This is a genomic window from Methylobacterium komagatae (assembly GCF_042661665.1).
GTDB lineage: Bacteria > Pseudomonadota > Alphaproteobacteria > Rhizobiales > Beijerinckiaceae > Methylobacterium > Methylobacterium komagatae.
The window spans coordinates 189,301-206,435 of sequence record NZ_JBHSWN010000001.1 but is presented as its reverse complement, the minus strand read 5'-3'; the positions used below and the strand labels follow the sequence as shown (position 1 = coordinate 206,435).

The 17,135-nt window shown below is 68.0% G+C and carries 19 protein-coding genes and 1 pseudogene; 13 read left to right on the top strand and 7 right to left on the bottom strand.

Going from position 1 to position 17,135, the window contains the following annotated elements; genetic code table 11:
- Window positions 1-2: 2 nt before the first annotated feature.
- Together ACFQE0_RS01035 and ACFQE0_RS01030 are read left to right on the top strand one after the other, a co-directional pair.
- On the top strand, window positions 3-263 hold the full coding sequence (locus tag ACFQE0_RS01035) for a hypothetical protein (protein ID WP_378966250.1): 261 nt from the start codon (window positions 3-5) through the stop codon (window positions 261-263).
- The gene (locus ACFQE0_RS01030; RefSeq protein ID WP_378966247.1) at window positions 263-577 is read left to right on the top strand and encodes a hypothetical protein; all 315 of its coding nucleotides are present in this window, start codon (window positions 263-265) and stop codon (window positions 575-577) included. Before ACFQE0_RS01035 ends, ACFQE0_RS01030 begins: the two co-directional genes overlap by 1 nt.
- Before the next feature lie 18 nt (window positions 578-595).
- On the opposite strand, the gene ACFQE0_RS01025 is transcribed toward ACFQE0_RS01030, so the two are convergent.
- From ACFQE0_RS01025 to ACFQE0_RS01015, 3 genes are read right to left on the bottom strand one after another with little or no spacing between them, the layout of a single operon-like run.
- Window positions 596-1,069: a hypothetical protein gene (locus tag ACFQE0_RS01025; protein WP_378966245.1), complete on the bottom strand. Its 474-nt coding sequence runs from the start codon at window positions 1,067-1,069 to the stop codon at window positions 596-598.
- Entirely contained in the window at window positions 1,056-1,412 is a 357-nt protein-coding gene (locus ACFQE0_RS01020) for a rod-binding protein (RefSeq protein WP_378966243.1), read from the bottom strand. The genes ACFQE0_RS01025 and ACFQE0_RS01020 overlap by 14 nt, the downstream gene beginning before the upstream one ends.
- 11 nt (window positions 1,413-1,423) lie before the next feature.
- Window positions 1,424-2,554, bottom strand: a complete 1,131-nt coding sequence (locus tag ACFQE0_RS01015) for a flagellar basal body P-ring protein FlgI (protein WP_378966241.1) — start codon at window positions 2,552-2,554, stop codon at window positions 1,424-1,426.
- Window positions 2,555-2,774: 220 nt separating this feature from the next.
- Between ACFQE0_RS01015 and ACFQE0_RS01010 the strand changes: the two genes are divergently transcribed.
- Window positions 2,775-3,200, top strand: coding sequence for a flagellar assembly protein FliX (locus ACFQE0_RS01010; RefSeq protein WP_378975185.1), 426 nt, complete (start codon window positions 2,775-2,777; stop codon window positions 3,198-3,200).
- A gap of 18 nt (window positions 3,201-3,218) precedes the next feature.
- On the opposite strand, the gene ACFQE0_RS01005 is transcribed toward ACFQE0_RS01010, so the two are convergent.
- Window positions 3,219-4,712 carry a helicase HerA domain-containing protein gene (locus ACFQE0_RS01005; protein WP_378966239.1) on the bottom strand — a complete coding sequence of 498 codons (1,494 nt, stop codon included), beginning with the start codon at window positions 4,710-4,712 and terminating at the stop codon, window positions 3,219-3,221.
- Window positions 4,713-4,845: 133 nt separating this feature from the next.
- On the opposite strand from ACFQE0_RS01005, the gene ACFQE0_RS01000 reads away from it, so the two are divergent.
- The 6 genes from ACFQE0_RS01000 to ACFQE0_RS00975 all read left to right on the top strand — a co-directional run bounded on the left by ACFQE0_RS01000 (window position 4,846) and on the right by ACFQE0_RS00975 (window position 9,503).
- Window positions 4,846-6,111, top strand: coding sequence for an Hsp70 family protein (locus ACFQE0_RS01000; protein ID WP_378966237.1), 1,266 nt, complete (start codon window positions 4,846-4,848; stop codon window positions 6,109-6,111).
- A 200-nt stretch (window positions 6,112-6,311) separates the two neighbouring features.
- Complete coding sequence (locus ACFQE0_RS00995; RefSeq protein WP_378966235.1) at window positions 6,312-6,476, top strand: Flp family type IVb pilin; 165 nt, start codon at window positions 6,312-6,314, stop codon at window positions 6,474-6,476.
- A gap of 101 nt (window positions 6,477-6,577) precedes the next feature.
- Entirely contained in the window at window positions 6,578-7,951 is a 1,374-nt protein-coding gene (locus ACFQE0_RS00990; RefSeq protein ID WP_378966232.1) for an MBOAT family O-acyltransferase, read from the top strand.
- Window positions 7,952-8,164: 213 nt separating this feature from the next.
- Complete coding sequence (gene dksA, locus ACFQE0_RS00985; RefSeq protein WP_378966230.1) at window positions 8,165-8,584, top strand: RNA polymerase-binding protein DksA; 420 nt, start codon at window positions 8,165-8,167, stop codon at window positions 8,582-8,584.
- 50 nt (window positions 8,585-8,634) lie between these two features.
- Window positions 8,635-9,033, top strand: coding sequence for a hypothetical protein (locus tag ACFQE0_RS00980; RefSeq protein ID WP_378966228.1), 399 nt, complete (start codon window positions 8,635-8,637; stop codon window positions 9,031-9,033).
- The gene (locus ACFQE0_RS00975) at window positions 9,030-9,503 is read left to right on the top strand and encodes a hypothetical protein (protein WP_378966225.1); all 474 of its coding nucleotides are present in this window, start codon (window positions 9,030-9,032) and stop codon (window positions 9,501-9,503) included. The genes ACFQE0_RS00980 and ACFQE0_RS00975 overlap by 4 nt, the downstream gene beginning before the upstream one ends.
- Window positions 9,504-9,515: 12 nt before the next feature.
- On the opposite strand, the gene ACFQE0_RS00970 is transcribed toward ACFQE0_RS00975, so the two are convergent.
- Together ACFQE0_RS00970 and ACFQE0_RS00965 are read right to left on the bottom strand one after the other, a co-directional pair.
- Window positions 9,516-10,787, bottom strand: a complete 1,272-nt coding sequence (locus ACFQE0_RS00970) for an NAD(P)/FAD-dependent oxidoreductase (protein WP_378966223.1) — start codon at window positions 10,785-10,787, stop codon at window positions 9,516-9,518.
- Window positions 10,788-10,873: 86 nt separating this feature from the next.
- Window positions 10,874-11,182, bottom strand: a complete 309-nt coding sequence (locus ACFQE0_RS00965; RefSeq protein WP_378966221.1) for a hypothetical protein — start codon at window positions 11,180-11,182, stop codon at window positions 10,874-10,876.
- 223 nt (window positions 11,183-11,405) lie between these two features.
- On the opposite strand from ACFQE0_RS00965, the gene gltX reads away from it, so the two are divergent.
- The gene (gene gltX, locus ACFQE0_RS00960; protein ID WP_378966219.1) at window positions 11,406-12,740 is read left to right on the top strand and encodes a glutamate--tRNA ligase; all 1,335 of its coding nucleotides are present in this window, start codon (window positions 11,406-11,408) and stop codon (window positions 12,738-12,740) included.
- A 59-nt stretch (window positions 12,741-12,799) separates the two neighbouring features.
- On the top strand, window positions 12,800-13,084 hold the full coding sequence (locus ACFQE0_RS00955; protein WP_378966217.1) for a hypothetical protein: 285 nt from the start codon (window positions 12,800-12,802) through the stop codon (window positions 13,082-13,084).
- Between the two features lie 50 nt (window positions 13,085-13,134).
- Here ACFQE0_RS00955 and ACFQE0_RS00950 read toward each other — a convergent pair whose 3' ends face one another.
- Window positions 13,135-13,557, bottom strand: a complete 423-nt coding sequence (locus ACFQE0_RS00950; RefSeq protein WP_378966215.1) for a hypothetical protein — start codon at window positions 13,555-13,557, stop codon at window positions 13,135-13,137.
- A gap of 259 nt (window positions 13,558-13,816) precedes the next feature.
- Between ACFQE0_RS00950 and argS the strand changes: the two genes are divergently transcribed.
- Together argS and ACFQE0_RS00940 are read left to right on the top strand one after the other, a co-directional pair.
- On the top strand, window positions 13,817-15,568 hold the full coding sequence (gene argS, locus ACFQE0_RS00945; RefSeq protein WP_378966213.1) for an arginine--tRNA ligase: 1,752 nt from the start codon (window positions 13,817-13,819) through the stop codon (window positions 15,566-15,568).
- Window positions 15,569-15,619: 51 nt separating this feature from the next.
- Window positions 15,620-17,003: pseudogene (locus ACFQE0_RS00940) on the top strand (SPOR domain-containing protein).
- Window positions 17,004-17,135 lie beyond the last annotated feature (132 nt).

The window sequence follows — 17,135 nt, the reverse complement described above, 5'->3', positions numbered from 1 at the left end:
GGATGATGTCTCGCGAGCCCGTGGAAGAAATCCGCCGCCTCGGATCCGCCAATCGGATCGGGGCGATCGTGCTGGCCGAGCAGGTCGTGGATACGCATGTCGGCGGCTTCGGCCATGCCGCCGAGCGCAGCGTGGCGCTCGACGCGCTGCTGCGCGACCTCGCGCGCCTGCGCCGCCGGGAGCCGAGCCTCGATGGCTTCATCACCGAAGTCGAAAGTTACATCGACGGTCTGCACCGCGACCTGACCCGGCTCGCCGCCTGATGCGACGTTCGCTTTTCAGCCTGGCCATTTTGATCAACGCCACCTTCGGGGCATCGGCGCTCGATCTCGATCTGGCCAAGATCGCCCCGACCATGGAGGCTTGCCCCGGCAAGCCGGGCTTCGTGCGGATGCCGGGCGCGCAGAGCTGCACCCGCCTCTCGGGTCGGGTCGCGGCGGGAATCGATGCGCGCGTGAACCGGGACGGACCGGCGACGGCACCGATGGTGGCGGGACGGATCGCCATCGACAACCGGGCGGACACCGATCTCGGTGAGGTCCGCACCTATGTCCGCATCGGCAACGGGCGCCGCTGAAGCGCGCCCAAGCCGTCCTTATAGCGAGCGCGAAACGACCAGTGGGCCGCTGCGGTTGCCACGTCCGTACGGGGAGGGGGCCGAGCGGGCGGCTCCGTAGCTCGCGGGTGTCCGGGCCTTAGCGAGGTCGTCGGCCAGGGATCGGATCAATCCTTCGCAGACCGTCCGCGCCGTGGCGAGCACCGCTTGATTCGCCTCGACGGCTCTGGTGAAGCTGCGATGCGCATCGCGCAGGCTCTCGACGCCCTGCGGATAGAGCCGGGCCATGGCGACGGCGTTGGCCTTCGCCGCTTCCAATCCTTGCATATAGGCGGCGGCGAGTTCCGTCTTCGGCTCGGCGGCGACCACACCCGCCTTCAGCCGTCCGGCGCGGATATGCTCGGCCTCTTCGTCCAGCACTGCCTTGAGGGCGTTCATGTTGGCGAGGATGCCCGCAACCAGCGCCTCGGCGCCGGCCCGGTCGGTCAGACGTAGGGGTTTAGCCTCCGACATTCGTCGCCCCCTGCATCTTCATCATCTCGCGGAACACGGAATCGGCGATGCCGACGCCACCTGATTGGACGATCGAGTTGGCGTATTCCTTCGTGAGCATGGAGCGGTAGACGCCGCCGCCCGTGCCGTTCTCGCCGAGGGGCCCGTCCGTCCCCTCGGACTGGGTCATCCGATCGAGGCTGTTCTCGAGGAACATCTTTTCGAAGTCGGTGGCGGTCTTCTTGATCTTGGCGGTCTTGGCGGCGCCGAGATCGGAGGTCGAGGCATTCTCCGCGACGCTTCCGGCGATCGCCTTGCCGACCCCGATGGCGGCGCTCGCCGCGATGCTGGCTAACTGAAGCATGGCTGGTCCCCTCACATGAGTTCGATGTCGGCTTGAAGCGCCCCGGCCGACTTGATCGCCTGAAGGATGGAGATGAGGTCGCGCGGCCCGACCCCGAGGGCGTTCAGCCCGTCCACGAGATCGCGCAGGCTCACGCCCTCCTTCACCAGGGCGAGCTTGTTGCCGTCGCCGGTATCGACCTTGAGGCCTGTGCGCGGCACCACCACCGTCTGGCCGTTCGAGAGCGGCGCGGGCTGGCTCACCTGCGGCTGTTCGGTGATCGTCACCGTCAGGTTGCCCTGGGCGATGGCCACGGTGGAGACCCGCACGTCGCGCCCCATGACGATGATGCCGGAACGCTCGTCCACCACGACGCGGGCAGCCTGGTCGGGCTCGACCTTCAACTGCTCGACCTCCGTGATCAGCCGCATCATGTTCCCGTGGTAGCGGGCGGGGATCTGGATCGTGACCGTCGCCGGGTCGGTGGGCTCGGCCGTATCGGCGCCCATGAAGTCGTTGATCGCGGAGGCAATCCGCTTCGAGGTGGTGAAATCCGGGTTCCGCAGGGACAGGCGCAGGGATCGCGCGTCGTTCAGCTTGAACGCGATCTCGCGTTCGATATTCGCGCCGTTGGAGATGCGCCCATTGGTCGGCACGCCGCGCGTGATCTTGGCCGCGTCGCCCTCGGCGGAGAAGCCCGCAATGGCGATGGAGCCCTGCGCCAGAGCGTAGACCTCGCCATCGGCGCCGAGAAGTGGCGTCACCAGCAGCGTGCCGCCCTGGAGGGACTTCGCATCGCCCAGCGAGGAGACCGTTACGTCGATCCGCGTGCCCTGGGCGGCGAAGGGCGGCAGGTTCGCCGTCACCATCACCGCCGCGAGGTTCTGCGTGCGCATCGTGGCGCCGCGGGTGTTCACGCCGAGCCGTTCGAGCATCGCTTGCAAGGACTGCTTGGTGAACGGGATGTTGTTGAGCGTGTCGCCCGTGCCGTTTAAGCCGACCACGATGCCGTAGCCGACGAGCTGGTTCTGGCGCACGCCCTCGATGGACGCGAGATCCTTCACCCGCGACATGGCGAAAGCCGGCGCGGCAAGCGCCAGCAGCGCGACGAGCGCGGCGGCGAGGAACGGGAGCAGGCGGGGCGTCGGGAGACGGGGGTGCATACCGGATTCGAACGCTGGCGGGGCCTGACCAGTCCACGCCAGCCCCGTGCCAGGCGGGCCAATCCTTCAAGTCATTGTTGCCAAAGGGTTTCGGAAATTGGCCGGCTTCGAGCGGCCGGTGCCATTCCTGCCGACCCGGCAGCTTCTGCCGGGCTGTTTACCCCCGCTTAACCGTACCAGGCCGAGGGTGGTCTTATCCCCTCCCGGCTCCGATGAGATGATGCGCGTCGATAACCGCCAGCCGATCCGGACGACAGCCAGCGTCCCGGCCGGGCGGCGCGACGAGGTTCGCGGCTTCAGCCTCGGTCAGACCCCGGACGCACCGCCCCAAACCGCCGCCCCCGCCGCCGCGACGACGCTGGCCGGGCTCGACGCGGTCCTCCTGCTTCAGACGCAGGCTGATTCCCCGCAGGAGCGCCGCCGCCGCGCGGCCCGCCGGGGGCACGACCTTCTGGACGGTCTCGACCGGCTCAAGGCTTCGATCCTCGGCGGACGTGTTAGCCCGGGAGAACTGCGCGCCGTGGCGTCTCGCCTTGCCGAGCGTGCCGGACCCTCCGGCGATCCTCGCCTCGACGGGTTGATGGCCGAGATCGAATTGCGCGCCGCGGTGGAACTCGCCAAGCTGGAGACGCGGCGGAGCGTGTAGCGCTCTGCTAAGCGTCCCTTAGCCCATCCGCCGCCGCAGCCCATTCGCTGCCGGTTGCGGCGCGCCGGGGGCGGTTTCGACCCCGAGGTCCGGCACGGCGATGATCGGCGCGCCGCGCAAGTCGCGGCGGGTGACGATGGCGCCGCGCTCTTCGAGAAAGGCCAGCATCCTTCGCGCACGGCCGCCCGAACTCGTGCCGTAGGCTTCGGCGAGGGCGGAATCGGTGGGGCAGGGGGCGCCTTCGATCGCCGCGCGGGCGACCACGAGGAACAGGCCCGCCAGATCGTCCGGCAGGCCCGCCGCGATGCCCTGCGCCTTTTCCCAACCCGATCCGTCGCTCACTTCGCCGCCCGCCTCGGCCCGCGCGACGGCAATGCGGCGCTTGAATTCGGGCAGCGACAGCGCCTCACCCCGGACGCGGCGGATGCGGCAGCGAACGGTGAAGTCCTGATAGAGCGTCGCAGGCGTGCAGGTGCCCGCATCGGCATCGGTGATGACCGAGTGGAGCACGTCCGCGATGATGGCGTCGCGCTCGGCCGGGTCCATGGCCTCCTCCTCCGGCTCCTCGCTGGGGACCGGGGGACGGTAAGTGGCCAGTTGCGTGAGAACGTCCTGAACCGGGGCGGCGCGGGGCTGGCGACGCACGGGGGGCAGGGTTTCGTCGCGGGGCTCCGGCGTAAGGATCAGCGAGCGGGGATCTTCGATGTCGCTCGGCAAGGGAAGAAGGCCCGGCGCGGCGGCGCGGCTGACCGTTTCGGTAGGTCCCACGGCGATGACGAGAGAGCGGCGGGCGATGGCGGGCCCGAGACCGACGAATTGGCCGCGCGGCAGATCACGAAAGGTCTCGGCCTGTCGTCGCTCCATGCCGAGCAGGTCGGCGGCGCGGGCCATGTCGATGTCGAGGAAGGTGCGGCCCATCAGGAAGTTCGAGGCTTCCGCCGCGACGTTCTTGGCGAGCTTGGCGAGACGCTGCGTGGCGATGACGCCCGCGAGCCCACGCTTTCGGCCCCGGCACATGAGATTCGTCATGGCCCCGAGCGACAGGCGGCGAGCCTCGTCCGAAACCTCGCCCGCCGCCGCCGGCGCGAAAAGCTGCGCCTCATCGACGGCCACGAGCATCGGATACCAATGCTCCCGCTCGGCATCGAACAGCCCGCCGAGGAAGGCCGCGGCGGCGCGCATCTGGCCGTCGGCATCGAGATTGTCGAGGGTCAGCACCACCGACACGCGGTGGACGCGCACGCGAGCTGCCACGCGCTGAAGCGCGGCGTCGTCGCCATCGGCTTCCACTACGACGTGGCCGTACCGCTCCGCGAGGCTCGCGAAATCGCCCTCGGGATCGATGATGGCCTGCTGCACCAGCCCGGCACTCTGCTCCAGCAGGCGACGCAGCAAGTGCGACTTGCCCGAGCCCGAATTGCCCTGGACGAGGAGCCGCGTGGCGAGCAGTTCGGTCAGGTCGAGGAGAGCCGGGCGGTCGCCCGTCAGTCCGAGATCGATGTCGCAGCGCATGGGGTCCTCTATCACGGCTCTTGCCCGGAAGGCGGGTCCGGCATGCGCCTGTCCACCACTTCGCGCCTGGACTTGGGGGCGCTTGGCCGGGTAATCGCCACGCCCCAACTCCCCAATCGACCGGATTATCCCGATGGCGGCCTGCGGCCTCGACTTCGGCACGTCGAACACGACGCTCGGCCACCTCTCACCCGGCGGCCCGGTGCTGCTTCCTCTGGAGGGCACGCACCTCACGGTGCCGAGCGCCATCTTCTTCGAGCCCCGGCAGGAACCGCTGGTCGGCCGGGCGGCGACGGCCGCCTATGTCGCGGGCAAGCCGGGGCGCCTGATGCGCGGACTCAAATCCGTGCTCGGCACACCGCTGATCGAGGAGGCGACGCCGGTCGGCCGTGAGCGGCTGCGGCTGCGCGACATCATCGCGCGCTACATCGCCATCGTGAAGGCGCGGGCCGAGGAAGCCTCGGGCAAGAGCTTCGACGCGGTGGTGCATGGCCGTCCCGTGCACTTCGTCGATGGCGACCCGGAGGGCGACCGCCGGGCCGAGGATACACTCCGCGAGATCGCCCGCGAGGTCGGCTTTCGCGACGTGGTGTTCCAATACGAGCCCATCGCCGCCGCCCTCGATTACGAGCGACAGGTGACGCGTGAGGAGATCGCCCTCATCGCCGATATCGGCGGCGGTACGTCGGATTTCTCCATCGTGCGGCTCTCGCCGGAGCGGCGGCGGCAGGCCGACCGGGCGGCGGACATCCTGGCCAATGACGGTGTGCGGATCGGCGGAACGGATTTCGACCGGCAACTCAGCCTCGCGACGGTGATGCCGCTTCTCGGCTTCGGCAGCGCGATGAAGCGAGGTGACCTCGCCGTACCGGGCGCTTATTACCACGACCTCGCTACATGGTCGGCGATCAACCGGCTCTACGACGGCCGGACCCTGCGCGAGATCGACGACGTGCTGCGCGATTGCGCCCGCCCGGATCTCGTCGGGCGCCTGCGGACGGCGGTGGAGGAGGAGCGCGGCCATGCGCTGGCAGGCACGGTGGAGGCGGCCAAGATCGCCGCTTCAGAGACCGGTGCGGCCTCGATCGATCTCGGCCCCATCGAGCGGGGCCTCGCGGCGTCCCTCGACCGGACGGGCCTCGCTGTGAAGACCGATGGCCTGTCCCGCGCGGTCGCCGCGCGAATCGGCAAGTGCCTGATACAGGCCGGGCTCCCGGCGGAACGCATCGACGCGCTGTTCCTCACCGGTGGCTCGACTGGACTCCCGCATCTGCGCGCCGCCCTCGCCGAATGCCTGCCCGAGGCGCGCATCGTCGCAGGCGACACTTTCGGATCAGTCGGCCTCGGCCTCACCGTCGCGGCAGAAGTCTTCGAAGGTCGTGTCCGGGCCGATGCCTAAATATCCAATGGCGCAATTCAATTGCAGACGATGCAAATCGGAGGATGAGTTGAATCTGCGCATCAATAAGGTGTCGAAGACGGGAATCAGACTCGCGGACTTGAGAGATAACGGCGCGAGTACACGCTTCGCTCGTCGCGATTAGCACTTGCTCAATTCCTCGTGAGTAAGTTGTGCCAACAACAGTGGGGTTGTGGGCGATGCTAAAAACCTTCTCTCGTTTTACGAAAGATGAATCCGGGGCGACGGCCATCGAGTATGGCATGATCGCGGCACTCATTGCGGTCGTCATCATCGGCACCCTGAAGGTTATCGGCACAAGCCTGAACGACAAATTCTCCTCGATCTCGGCTCAGCTCAACTAAGGCGGATTTGGACCGGCGCCGCCGTGAGTTGACGCGGCGCCGCCGATTCCAGAAAAGGCACGCCGCGTTGGGGGAGACAGGCGGCTCGGCCGCGCGGCCGGATGCTTTTTAATTCCTACGTCTTCCTGCTGGCCTTCCTGCCCGCATCACTCGCCCTGCATGGGTTGGTCGCGTGGGTCGCGCCCCATTGGCGGCTGCCACTCCTCGTCCTGCTGTCCTTCGTGTTCTACGGGTGGTGGGACGTGCGGTTCGTGCCGCTGCTCGCCGGGTCGATCCTCATCAATTGGCTGGTCGCGCGCGCCTTCGGGCGAAGCCGCATCGTCTGGCTGATCCCGACTGCGATCACCGGCAACCTCGCCCTTCTCGGCCTGTTCAAATACGCCGACTTTCTCATCGATCTGGCCGGGCGGATCTCCGGCGCCGAGCCTCCGACGCTGGGCCTCGCCCTGCCGCTCGGCATTTCGTTCTTCACCTTCCACCACATCATGTATCTGGTCGATCTGAGGGCGGGACGGGCGCCATCCTTCGGACTCATCAAGTACGCGCTCTACATCGCCTTTTTTCCGCAGGTCCTCGCCGGCCCTTTGGTGCGCTGGTCGGAGATCATGCACCAGTTCGACGAGCGGCCCTACGCCCGGCCCGATGCCGGCGAGCGCTTCGGGCGCGGGCTGGTGCTGCTGGCGGTGGGCCTCGCCAAGAAGGTGTTCCTCGGTGATCCGCTGGCCGCCTACGTGAACCCGGTGTTCCAGGCCGCCGCGCAGGGCAAGGCGATCGCCTTCGGAGAGGCGTGGCAGGCGACCCTGGGGTTCACCTTCCAGATCTACTTCGATTTCTCCGGCTACACGGATATGGCGCTCGGGATCGCGCTCATGTTCGGCCTCGTGCTGCCGCAGAATTTCGATGTGCCTTACCGTGCCATCTCGCTTCAGGACTTCTGGCGCCGCTGGCACATGACCCTGTCGCGGTTCCTGCGCGACTACCTCTACATTCCCTTCGGCGGGAATAGGCACGGCCTGCCGCGTCAGGTCGGGGCCCTCTTCGCGACCATGGCGCTCGGCGGCCTCTGGCACGGAGCGGGGCTCACCTTCCTGGCCTGGGGCGCATTGCACGGGGCGGGCCTCGGCGCGGGGCTGCTGGCCCGCCGGGCGGGCTGGCGCATCCCGGCCCCGGCCGGTTGGCTGATGACCAGCCTGTTCGTCGCCCTGACCTGGGTTCTGTTCCGCGCGACCTCGTTCGATGCGGCACTCGCTGTTTACAAGGGTCTTATCGGGCTCACCCCCGGCGTATCCGAGTTCAAATGGCGGTCCATCGCCATCGCCGCCCTCGTCGCGACCCTCGGGCCCACCGCTTGGAACGCGGTCCATCGCCTGCCGCCCAGCCGTGGTCTCGCCCTCGGAGTGGCGTTTCTCCTCGTCGTAATTCTCCTGAAAATCGGCGACGACGCCAATTACGAGTTCATCTACTTTAAATTCTGAACGACGGCCGGAAACGGAGCAGAGATCGCCAATGCGATCATCCGTTTGATGACCGATGACGCAAATCGCTTACCGTAACCGTGGCACTCAAGCCGCACGCGCCGACGCAGTGCAGAGGCAGTGGTTGCGCTGCGTTGTGGTGGCTCAATGCCTCGACTATACGGCACCCATTATCGCCGCATACCGGCCATCCTATTCGGAAGAGGGCGACGCATGGCGAAGGTGACTCTGGAGGACGGTTACGTCCCGTCCGACGACGAGCCCTTCATGAATGAACGGCAGCGCGAATATTTCCGCCGCAAGCTGCTGAATTGGAAAGGCGAGATTCTGCGCGAAGCGCAGGATACGCTGACTGCGTTGCAGAGCGAGAACGAGAACCATCCCGACATCGCGGATCGCGCCTCGTCCGAGACCGACCGCTCGATCGAACTGCGCGCCCGCGACCGGCAGCGCAAATTGACCGGCAAGATCGACGCCGCCCTGGCGCGGCTGGAAGATGGCTCCTACGGCTTTTGCGAGGAGACCGGCGAACCGATCTCCCTCAAGCGTCTCGATGCGAGGCCGATTGCGACGTTGTCGCTCGAAGCGCAGGAGCGCCACGAGCGTCGCGAGCGCGTTTACCGGGACGATTGAACGACCTCTCCGTCTCGACGGGCGCGGTCGCGCGCCCTTCGGAGCCTCTCATGCGATCCCTGCTGGCCGCCGCGCTGATCCTCGCTCTGGGAGCCTGCGGGGAATCCAAGCCCGGCCCGGCCGGTCCGCCTGGCCCCAAGGGGGACCAGGGCCCCGCCGGTCCGCAAGGGCTCGCAGGGCTGAACGGTGCCACGGGCGCTCGCGGCCCGGCGGGGGAGCGTGGGCCTCCCGGAGAGCAGGGCCCGCCCGGCGCAGCTCCCAACAGCCAGATCCGCCTCGACGTCGCATGCCGCAAGGACGAGGAGATGATCGGCGCCTATTGCCGCGGTATGTCCGTCCTGCCCACGGTCAGTTTGACGGAGGGGATCGCCACCGTCGCCTGCGTCGATCTCAATGCGAAGCCCGCCAAGGACGCCACCCCCGTGGCCGTGTGCATGAGGAAGCCGTGAGACGCGCCGCCATCCTCCTCGTCGCCCTGATCGGCGCGACATCCCCCGCCGCTGCCGAGCCCTTTGTTCCGGGCGACCGGCAGGCCGTCGATCTCGTGAAGGCGCATATCACGCAAGGCTTCGTCAGCGTCTCGCGGACGATCGCTCATGCGGAGCGCGTGAGCCGGGGCGCCTTCACCCTGAATGGATATCGCGTCGAGCAGCGGCCGGGCGAGCCGTTCAAGCATGTTCGGATCTGCTACCAGCTCGGCATCGATCCGCCGGTTTGCGGCGTCGAATATCTGGTCGGTACGAACCCGCCCAATGTCGAGCCTTCCGACCGCTATGATGGCCTGGCGCGAGATCTCGAACACGGCCCGCGCGCCTTCCTCCGCGCCCTGGCGCGTGAGGCGTCGCTGCAGCGACAGCCCGACATGATGCGGCGGATCCAGGCGGCGCTCGATCCGTACAATCCCTACGATTGGCGATAGGGCTGATCCGGCTCAGAACAGGCGCGGAAGTCCCAGCAGCCGCTGCGGGGCGAAGGACGTAATTGGCACCGCCGGGCTACGGCCGGTGGCGAGGTCGGCGACGATCTCTCCGGTGACCGGCCCGGTGGAGAGGCCGATATGGCCGTGCCCGAAGGCGAAGATCAGGCCCTTGTGCCGGGGGGCCAGGCCAATCACCGGCATTCCGTCCGGCGTCGCGGGGCGAGAGCCGAGCCAGGGCTCGTTGTCGATCGGACCGCCGAGGCGCAGCGTCTCGGATGCTTCTCGGCTCGCCGCCTCGATCTGCGCGTGGTTCGGCGGTGCGTGCCGGGCGTTGAGTTCCACGCCGGAGAGCACCCTGACCCGGTCCGGTCCCATAGGGGCGATGATTGAGGCTGCGCCGGTATCGAGGACGGGGCAGGAGAGGGGCGGACTGTCCGGGTGAAGCTTGTAGTGGCGGTGGTATCCACGCTCGGCCGCCACGGCGAAGCGGTAGCCAAGCTTCTTTGTCAGCGCCCCCGAGGCGACCCCTGCGGCGATCACCACTTGCTTGGCGCGCAGCGTCCCGCCCTCGTAGGCGATGGTCCAGCCGTCGGCCTCCGGTGAAAGGTTCACGACGCTGCCGCGAATTCGCCGTCCGCCGAGCTTCTCAAACAGCGCCTCGCAGGCCTCCACGAGGCGGCCCGGCTCACGCACCGAACCCGTTTCCGACAAGATCATCGCCTTCGCGTAACGGCGAACGAGGGCGGGCTCCCGTTCGCGCAGGTCGTCGCCGTCGAGGATCGTGAATGCGACGCCGTGGCGTTCGAGGATGTCGCGTTCGAGCGCCGCCCCGGCAAAAGCCGCATCGGTGCGATAGGCCTTGATCCAACCCGTGCGCGCGAGGCGATCCGTGGTTCCGGCCTTGGCCGCAAGCCGCTCATGCGCGGCATAGGCGGCGGTCGTGAGCGGGATCAGCGCGGCGGCGGCTTCGCGCCAGCGCGATTCGCGAGCCTGAGCCATGAAATGCGCGAGATACGGCACGATGCGCGGAAGGTGCGCATAATCGAGCCGTAGGGCACTGTCGGCGTTGCGAAGATAGGACGGGAGCTTCCCCCAAAGGGCGGGACTCGCCATGGGCAGGATCGAGCCGCGACTCACCACGCCCGCATTGCCGTAGGACGTGCGAGCCCGAGCCTCGCTCGGATCGCAGAGCACCACGTCGAGGCCGCGCTCGCGCAAGGCAAGGGCCGAGGCGAGGCCGACCATGCCCCCGCCGATCACCGCGATATCCGCACCCTTGTCCATTCCAATACCGCCGCCGGGCCGCCTGAAGACCGCCTTGTGGCGGATTCGGACGGCCCGGGACAGGTCGCTCAGGGCATGGCGGTGCCTTATGAACCGCCACCGCCGCTGCCGCCGCTGCCCCCGCCAGCCAGCGGCACGGCGCGGGTTTGCTGCTCGGCATTGCCGCCCACCGCCGTGTCGGTGGTGATCGTATCCGCGCCGGTGCCCGATCGGGCGATGGTGGTGTTCGCGCCGGGGCCGCTCTTCTGCGTGTCCGGGGCCACCACTACGGTGCTGTTGGGCGGCGTGGTCGGCGCCACGGCCGTCGGCGGTCCGATATCCCGCGGTGCCGCGGGCTTGTTGCCGGCGTCCTGAGCCACGGCGCTCCCCGCCGCGAGGGAGACAAGGAGGATCATCGCTGTTCGCATCTCTCACCCCGTATATTTGAAGCCGATTGATCGGCCGGGCCGCCCGCCTGAGTCGGCGGGCGTGTGCCCTCGGGATGGCTCACACTCCCGTGAACACGGGCAAACAACGTGAAGACGCGTGCGGTGTTTCATCGCGACGCACGAGAAAGCGGCGGCATCTCCGCTGTGCAAAGTCCGGGAAGGCCGGATCGCAACCTGCTAAGGAGCGCGCATGATTCGCGTTCGCTTCGCCCCATCGCCCACGGGCTACCTCCATATCGGCAATGCTCGCCCGGCCTTGCTCAACGCGCTGTACGCGCGGCGTCATGGTGGACAGTTCCTGCTTCGGCTGGACGACACCGACCTCGCCCGCTCGACGGAGGCGTTCGCGCAGGCGGCCCGCGAAGATCTGGCGTGGCTCGGGATCGAGCCGGACCTCTTCGCCCGGCAGAGCGACCGCAAGGCCGAGCACGATGCGGCGGCCGAGCGGCTGAAGGCGGCGGGCCGCCTCTACGCCTGCTACGAGACGCCGGAGGAACTGGACCGCCGCCGCAAGCGCCAGCTCGGACGCGGACAGCCGCCGATCTACGACCGGGCCGCCCTGAAGCTCACGGCGGAGGAGCGCACGGCCTTCGAGGCTGAAGGCCGCCGCCCGCATTGGCGCTTCCTGCTGGACGCCCGCACGGTCGCTTGGGACGACCTCGTGCGCGGACCGGCGCATATCGATTGCGCGTCGCTCTCGGACCCGGTCCTGATCCGCGAGGACGGGACGTACCTCTATACGTTGCCCTCTGTGGTGGACGACATCGACTTCGGCATCACCCATGTCATCCGGGGCGAGGACCACGTCACCAACACCGGCGTGCAGGTGCAGATCTTCGAGGCCTTGGGCGCGCCCGTGCCGGTCTTCGGCCACCACAACCTGCTGACCACGGCGGATGGCGAGGGGCTGTCGAAGCGTCTGGGTCATTTGTCCCTGCGCGGCCTGCGCGAGGCCGGTTACGAGCCGGGCGCCGTGCGCTCCCTGGCGGTGCTGACCGGCTCGGCGGAATCCGTGCGTGCGGTGGAGGGCTTGGACGAACTCGCTGAGATCATCGATCTGTCGGAGATCTCCCGAGCCCCGGCCCGATTCGATGAAAGCGATCTCGACGGGCTGAACGCCCGGCTCATTCACGCCATGCCCTATGAGCAGGCGGCTGAGCGACTCCGCGCCCTCGGCGTGGCTGACAACACGGCCGAGGCGTTCTGGCTCGCCGTGCGGGCCAATCTCGGAAAGGTCGAAGACGCGGCCGAGTGGTGGCGCGTGGTCGAGGGCCCGGTCACGCCGCAGATCGAGGATGCCGCATTCATCGCTGCCGCTCGGGAGACGCTACCGCAGGCGCCCTTCGACGAGACGACGTGGAAGGGGTGGACGGCCGACGTGAAGGCGCGCACAGGCGCGAAGGGGAGGGCGCTGTTCATGCCGCTCCGTCTCGCGCTGACCGGGCTCGACCATGGGCCGGATCTCGCCGGGCTCCTGCCGCTCATCGGTCGCGATCGGGCGCTGGAACGCCTCTCGGTTGGATGAAAGCTCGCCTTAACCATCCGGGCGCGAAATTCGGGCGTCCGGAAGGGAGCGATTCAGGCATGACCGAACTGACGCACGAGAACGCGCACGCCGTCGACAGGCTGACCCTGCACCTGTTGCAGGATGCCTATTTCGATGTGGTCGCCGTCCTGCGCGGTGCCCAACCCAAGGCCGCCGCTGCGATCCTCGCGGTGATGGAGCAGCGGGTCGCCAACACGATCACACGCCTCGAACGGGAAGAAGCCACCGAGGAGGATGGAGGCGGCCTCGCCGTCGCCGTGGGCGCGCGGCTCGATGCCATCATGAAGCAGGCACATGGCCCCGTGGTGGCCCACGCCGCCTGACTGAACAGACTAAAGGGGCGGCCGGTCGATGCCGACCGCCCCAGGCTGTCTCAGCAGCCGCAGCGCGCGCCGTAGCCGTATCCGTAATAGGCCGCTGGAGCGTAGCCATACCCGTAGGACGGCGCGTAGCCGTAGCCGTACGAGGGTGCGTAGCCGTAGCGGTAACCACCATACCCGGCCGGGTAGCCGTAACCACCATAGCCACCGTAATAGCTGCCCGTTACCGCACCTGCGGCGAGGCCGAGCCCCAGGCCGATGCCGGCGCCCGCGAGGCCATAGCCAAGCCCCCGTCCGTAGGCGTGACGATGGCCGTAGCCGTATGCGCGATAGCCGCCATAGCCGCGATGGTAGCCGCCGCCCTGGCCGCCATACCCGCCGCCATATCCATAGGCGCGGTAGCCTCGAGCCTCGGCCGAGGGGGCGGCCATCATGACCGCGCAGAGGGCGGCTCCGGCCAACATCAGATGCTTCATCGCGCTTACTCCCGGCGTGGATTTATTGAAAACGCGCGCAGATCAGCGTCTTGTCCTGTCTTCGACAAGGATTCGTTCGGGTTTCAGTAGTCGAGCCCATGGGAAAAGCGCGCCGTCGCGGCGGTCGGTGACAGGGCGGCCCGCCCTTGCTATGCGGCATGCCTCTTCGGCACCCTGCCCCCGGAACCGTCTCGCGGCATCGCGAATCGGCTCCGCGTCGGCGGAACGAGGCCGGGACGACACTCTGAGACGATCGGCAATGAACATCTTCGCCCAGTTCGAGGCGCGTGTGCGCGAGGCCCTGGAGGCGCTGACCCGAAGCGGGACGCTGCCGGAGGGGCTCGATTTCGGCCGCGTCGTCGTCGAGCCGCCGCGCGATCCGTCCCACGGCGACCTCGCCACCAACGCGGCACTGGTCCTCGCCAAGGAAGCCAAGACCAACCCGCGCGCGCTGGGGGAGGCCCTGGCTCAGGAGCTTCGTGCTGATGAGCGCGTGGCGGAGGTGTCGCTGGCCGGGCCGGGCTTCATCAACCTGAGGCTCAAGCCGCAGGTGTTCCACGAGGTCGTCCGCTCGGTCCTGTCCGATCCGACGGGCTTCGGCCGGGTGCAATTGCCAGGCGGGCCGGTGAATGTGGAATACGTCTCGGCGAACCCGACCGGGCCGATGCATGTCGGCCACGGGCGCGGCGCGGTGTTCGGAGATGCCCTGGCGAGCCTGCTTGTCGCCGCCGGGCGGAAGGTGACGCGCGAATACTACATCAACGATGCGGGCGCGCAGGTCGATGTGCTGGCTCGCTCGGCCTACCAGCGGTACCGGGAAGCCCTGGGCGAGAGCTTCGCCATTGGGGAAGGGCTGTATCCCGGCGACTACCTGAAGCCGGTAGGCGAGGCGCTGGTCCAGGCCCATGGCCGCGCCCTGCTCGACAAACCTGAGCCGCAATGGCTGCCGATCGTCCGCGACCTCTCGGTCGCCATGATGATGGACGTGATCCGGGCCGATCTCGCTGCCATCGGCATCAGCCACGACGTGTTCTTTTCGGAGCGGAAGCTGCACGAGAGCGGCGCCGTCGGCTCGCTGCTCGAAGATTTGCGCAAGCGCGGCCTCGTCTACGAGGGGCGTCTTCCTCCGCCCAAGGGCCAGTTGCCCGAGGATTGGGAGGACCGCGAGCAGACGCTGTTCCGGACCAAGGATTTCGGTGACGACACCGACCGTCCACTGCTGAAGTCGGATGGAAGCTTCACCTACTTCGCCGCCGACATCGCCTATCACCGCGAGAAGGTGCTGCGCGGTGCGGAGGAGATCATCGACGTCCTTGGCGCCGACCATGGCGGCTACGTGAAGCGCATGCAGGCCGCCGTGAAGGCGGTGAGCGACGGAAAGGCTGTGCTCGACGTGAAGCTGTGCCAGCTGGTGCGGCTCCTGCGCGCGGGCGAGCCGGTGAAGATGAGCAAGCGAGCGGGCGAGTTCGTCACTCTGCGCGATGTGATCGATGAGGTCGGCCGCGACGCGATCCGCTTCATGATGCTGTTCCGCAAGAACGACGCCACCCTGGATTTCGACCTCGCCAAAGTGGTCGAGCAGTCGAAGGACAATGCCGTCTTCTATGTGCAGTACGCCCATGCCCGCGTGCGCTCGGTGCAGCGGCAGGCGCGAGAGGCGTTCCCGGATGCCGATCTCTCACCGAACGCTTTGTACGCGGAGGCCGACCTCAGCGTGCTGACCGATTCGGGTGAGGCGGAGATGATGCGCCTTATTGCTCAGTACCCGCGCGTCATCGAATCGGCCGCCATGGCCCATGAACCACATCGAATCGCGTTTCAGTTGTATGAGATTGCGGCCTCGCTGCACGGTTTCTGGAACAAGGGCAAAGACTTGCCGCAATTACGGTTTGTTAATGCAACCGATCGAAAGTCCACATGGGCGAGGTTGGCGCTCGTTGAAGCCGTTCGATCGGTGTTGGCGGACGGTCTCAGCCTTCTTGGGGTGAGCGCGCCGGACGAGATGCGCTAGCCCGAATCGGTCCGGTGAAACACCGGTCCGCCATTGGTTGAGGATGCTGCCATGACGAACGCGTCGCGCGCTCAGATCGATCTGGAAGCACTCGCGCGCGATCTGCGTCATGAGGAAGCGGTCGCGCGTGCGCATGGCAAGAACGATCCCCTGGCCGAGCTGGCCAAGATCGTCGGCCAGGACGACCCCTTCCGCGCCCTGCTGGCTGCCCGCGACGGTACCCGTCCGGCTCATGAGGCCGAGGTTGCTTCGCCCCAGCATGCGGCTTCCGCTCACGAGCAGAATTGGTCGGCGCGCACCGAGCCGCGTTTTGGGGCCGAGGAGCCCGCTCGGCCGAACCCGGCCGACGCGTTCGATCAGTATCTCGCCTCCGTCGAGCGCGACATGCACAGCTACCCGGAGCCGGACGCGGTCGCCGAGGCGTCCGACGACAGCGAAACCTACGACGACGCTCGCTCTCTTCGCCGGGCATCCCCGCGCCGCCGCTTCGCGTCGGTGGGAGCCGGCCTCGCCGTCGTCGCCGTCGCTGTGACCGGCGCGCTCGCCTACAAGGGCTTGGGCGGCAAGAGCGATGGAAGCATCCCGATCGTCACCGCCGATACGACCCCGTTGAAGGTCGCCCCGAAGGTAGCCGATGGCGTCGAGATTCCGGATCAGAACCGTCAGATCTACGACCGCAATGCCACCAGCAAGGACAGCGGCCAGATCAAGGTCGTCAATCGCGAGGAACAGCCCCTCGACGTGAATGAGGCGTCGCGTGCCGCTGGCGGTACGTCCGCCAATGCGTCTTCGCAGGGCACGACCCCCGGTAACGCCCCGTTCGAGGCGTTCGGCGAGCCGCGCCGCGTGCGCACCGTGTCCGTGAAGCCCGAAGCTCCGCCGGCTCCGCCGCCGCAGGCCGAGGCGCCCGCTGTGCCGGTTCCGACCCTGGTCCTTCCGGGCAACGATTCCGCCGCGGCCGCTCCGTCGCCCGCTCCGGTCAAGCCCCGCTCCGTGGTGCGTCAGCCCGATCCGGCTCCGGCCGTCGCCACGGCCACGCCCGCCCAGGTTGCCGAGGAGCCCCGTGCTCCGAAGCCCGTCGCTGCGCCGAAGAAGGCTCCTCAGCGCGTGGCCTCCGTGTCGCCGGAGACGATGCCCGCCGCGAGCCCCGAGACCACGCAGGCGACCTCGGCGATCGACACGACCTCGCCGGTCAGCGGCTTCTCGGTGCAGCTCGGCGTGCGCGGCTCCGCTGCCGATGCACGCTCCGCCTTCCGCCAGATGCAGGGCAAGTACAGCCAGGCTCGCCGGCAAGCCGGAGCTGATCCGTCAAGCCGAAGTGAACGGCAAGACGATCTTCCGCGTCCGTGTCGGGCCGCTGTCGAAGGACGAGGCCTCGAGCCTCTGCTCCTCGCTCCAGGGTGCGGGCGGCCAGTGCTTCGTGGCGAAGAACTGAGCCTCCGCGACGCGGGCATCTGACGCGCCCGCCTTCCCCGACCGAGTCCGGACGGCCACACTTCTCCCCGCTTTCGTCGAGCCGACCTTTCGGGGCCGGGTCGCCGTCTTGCGCGACGGGCGGGGGAGCCCG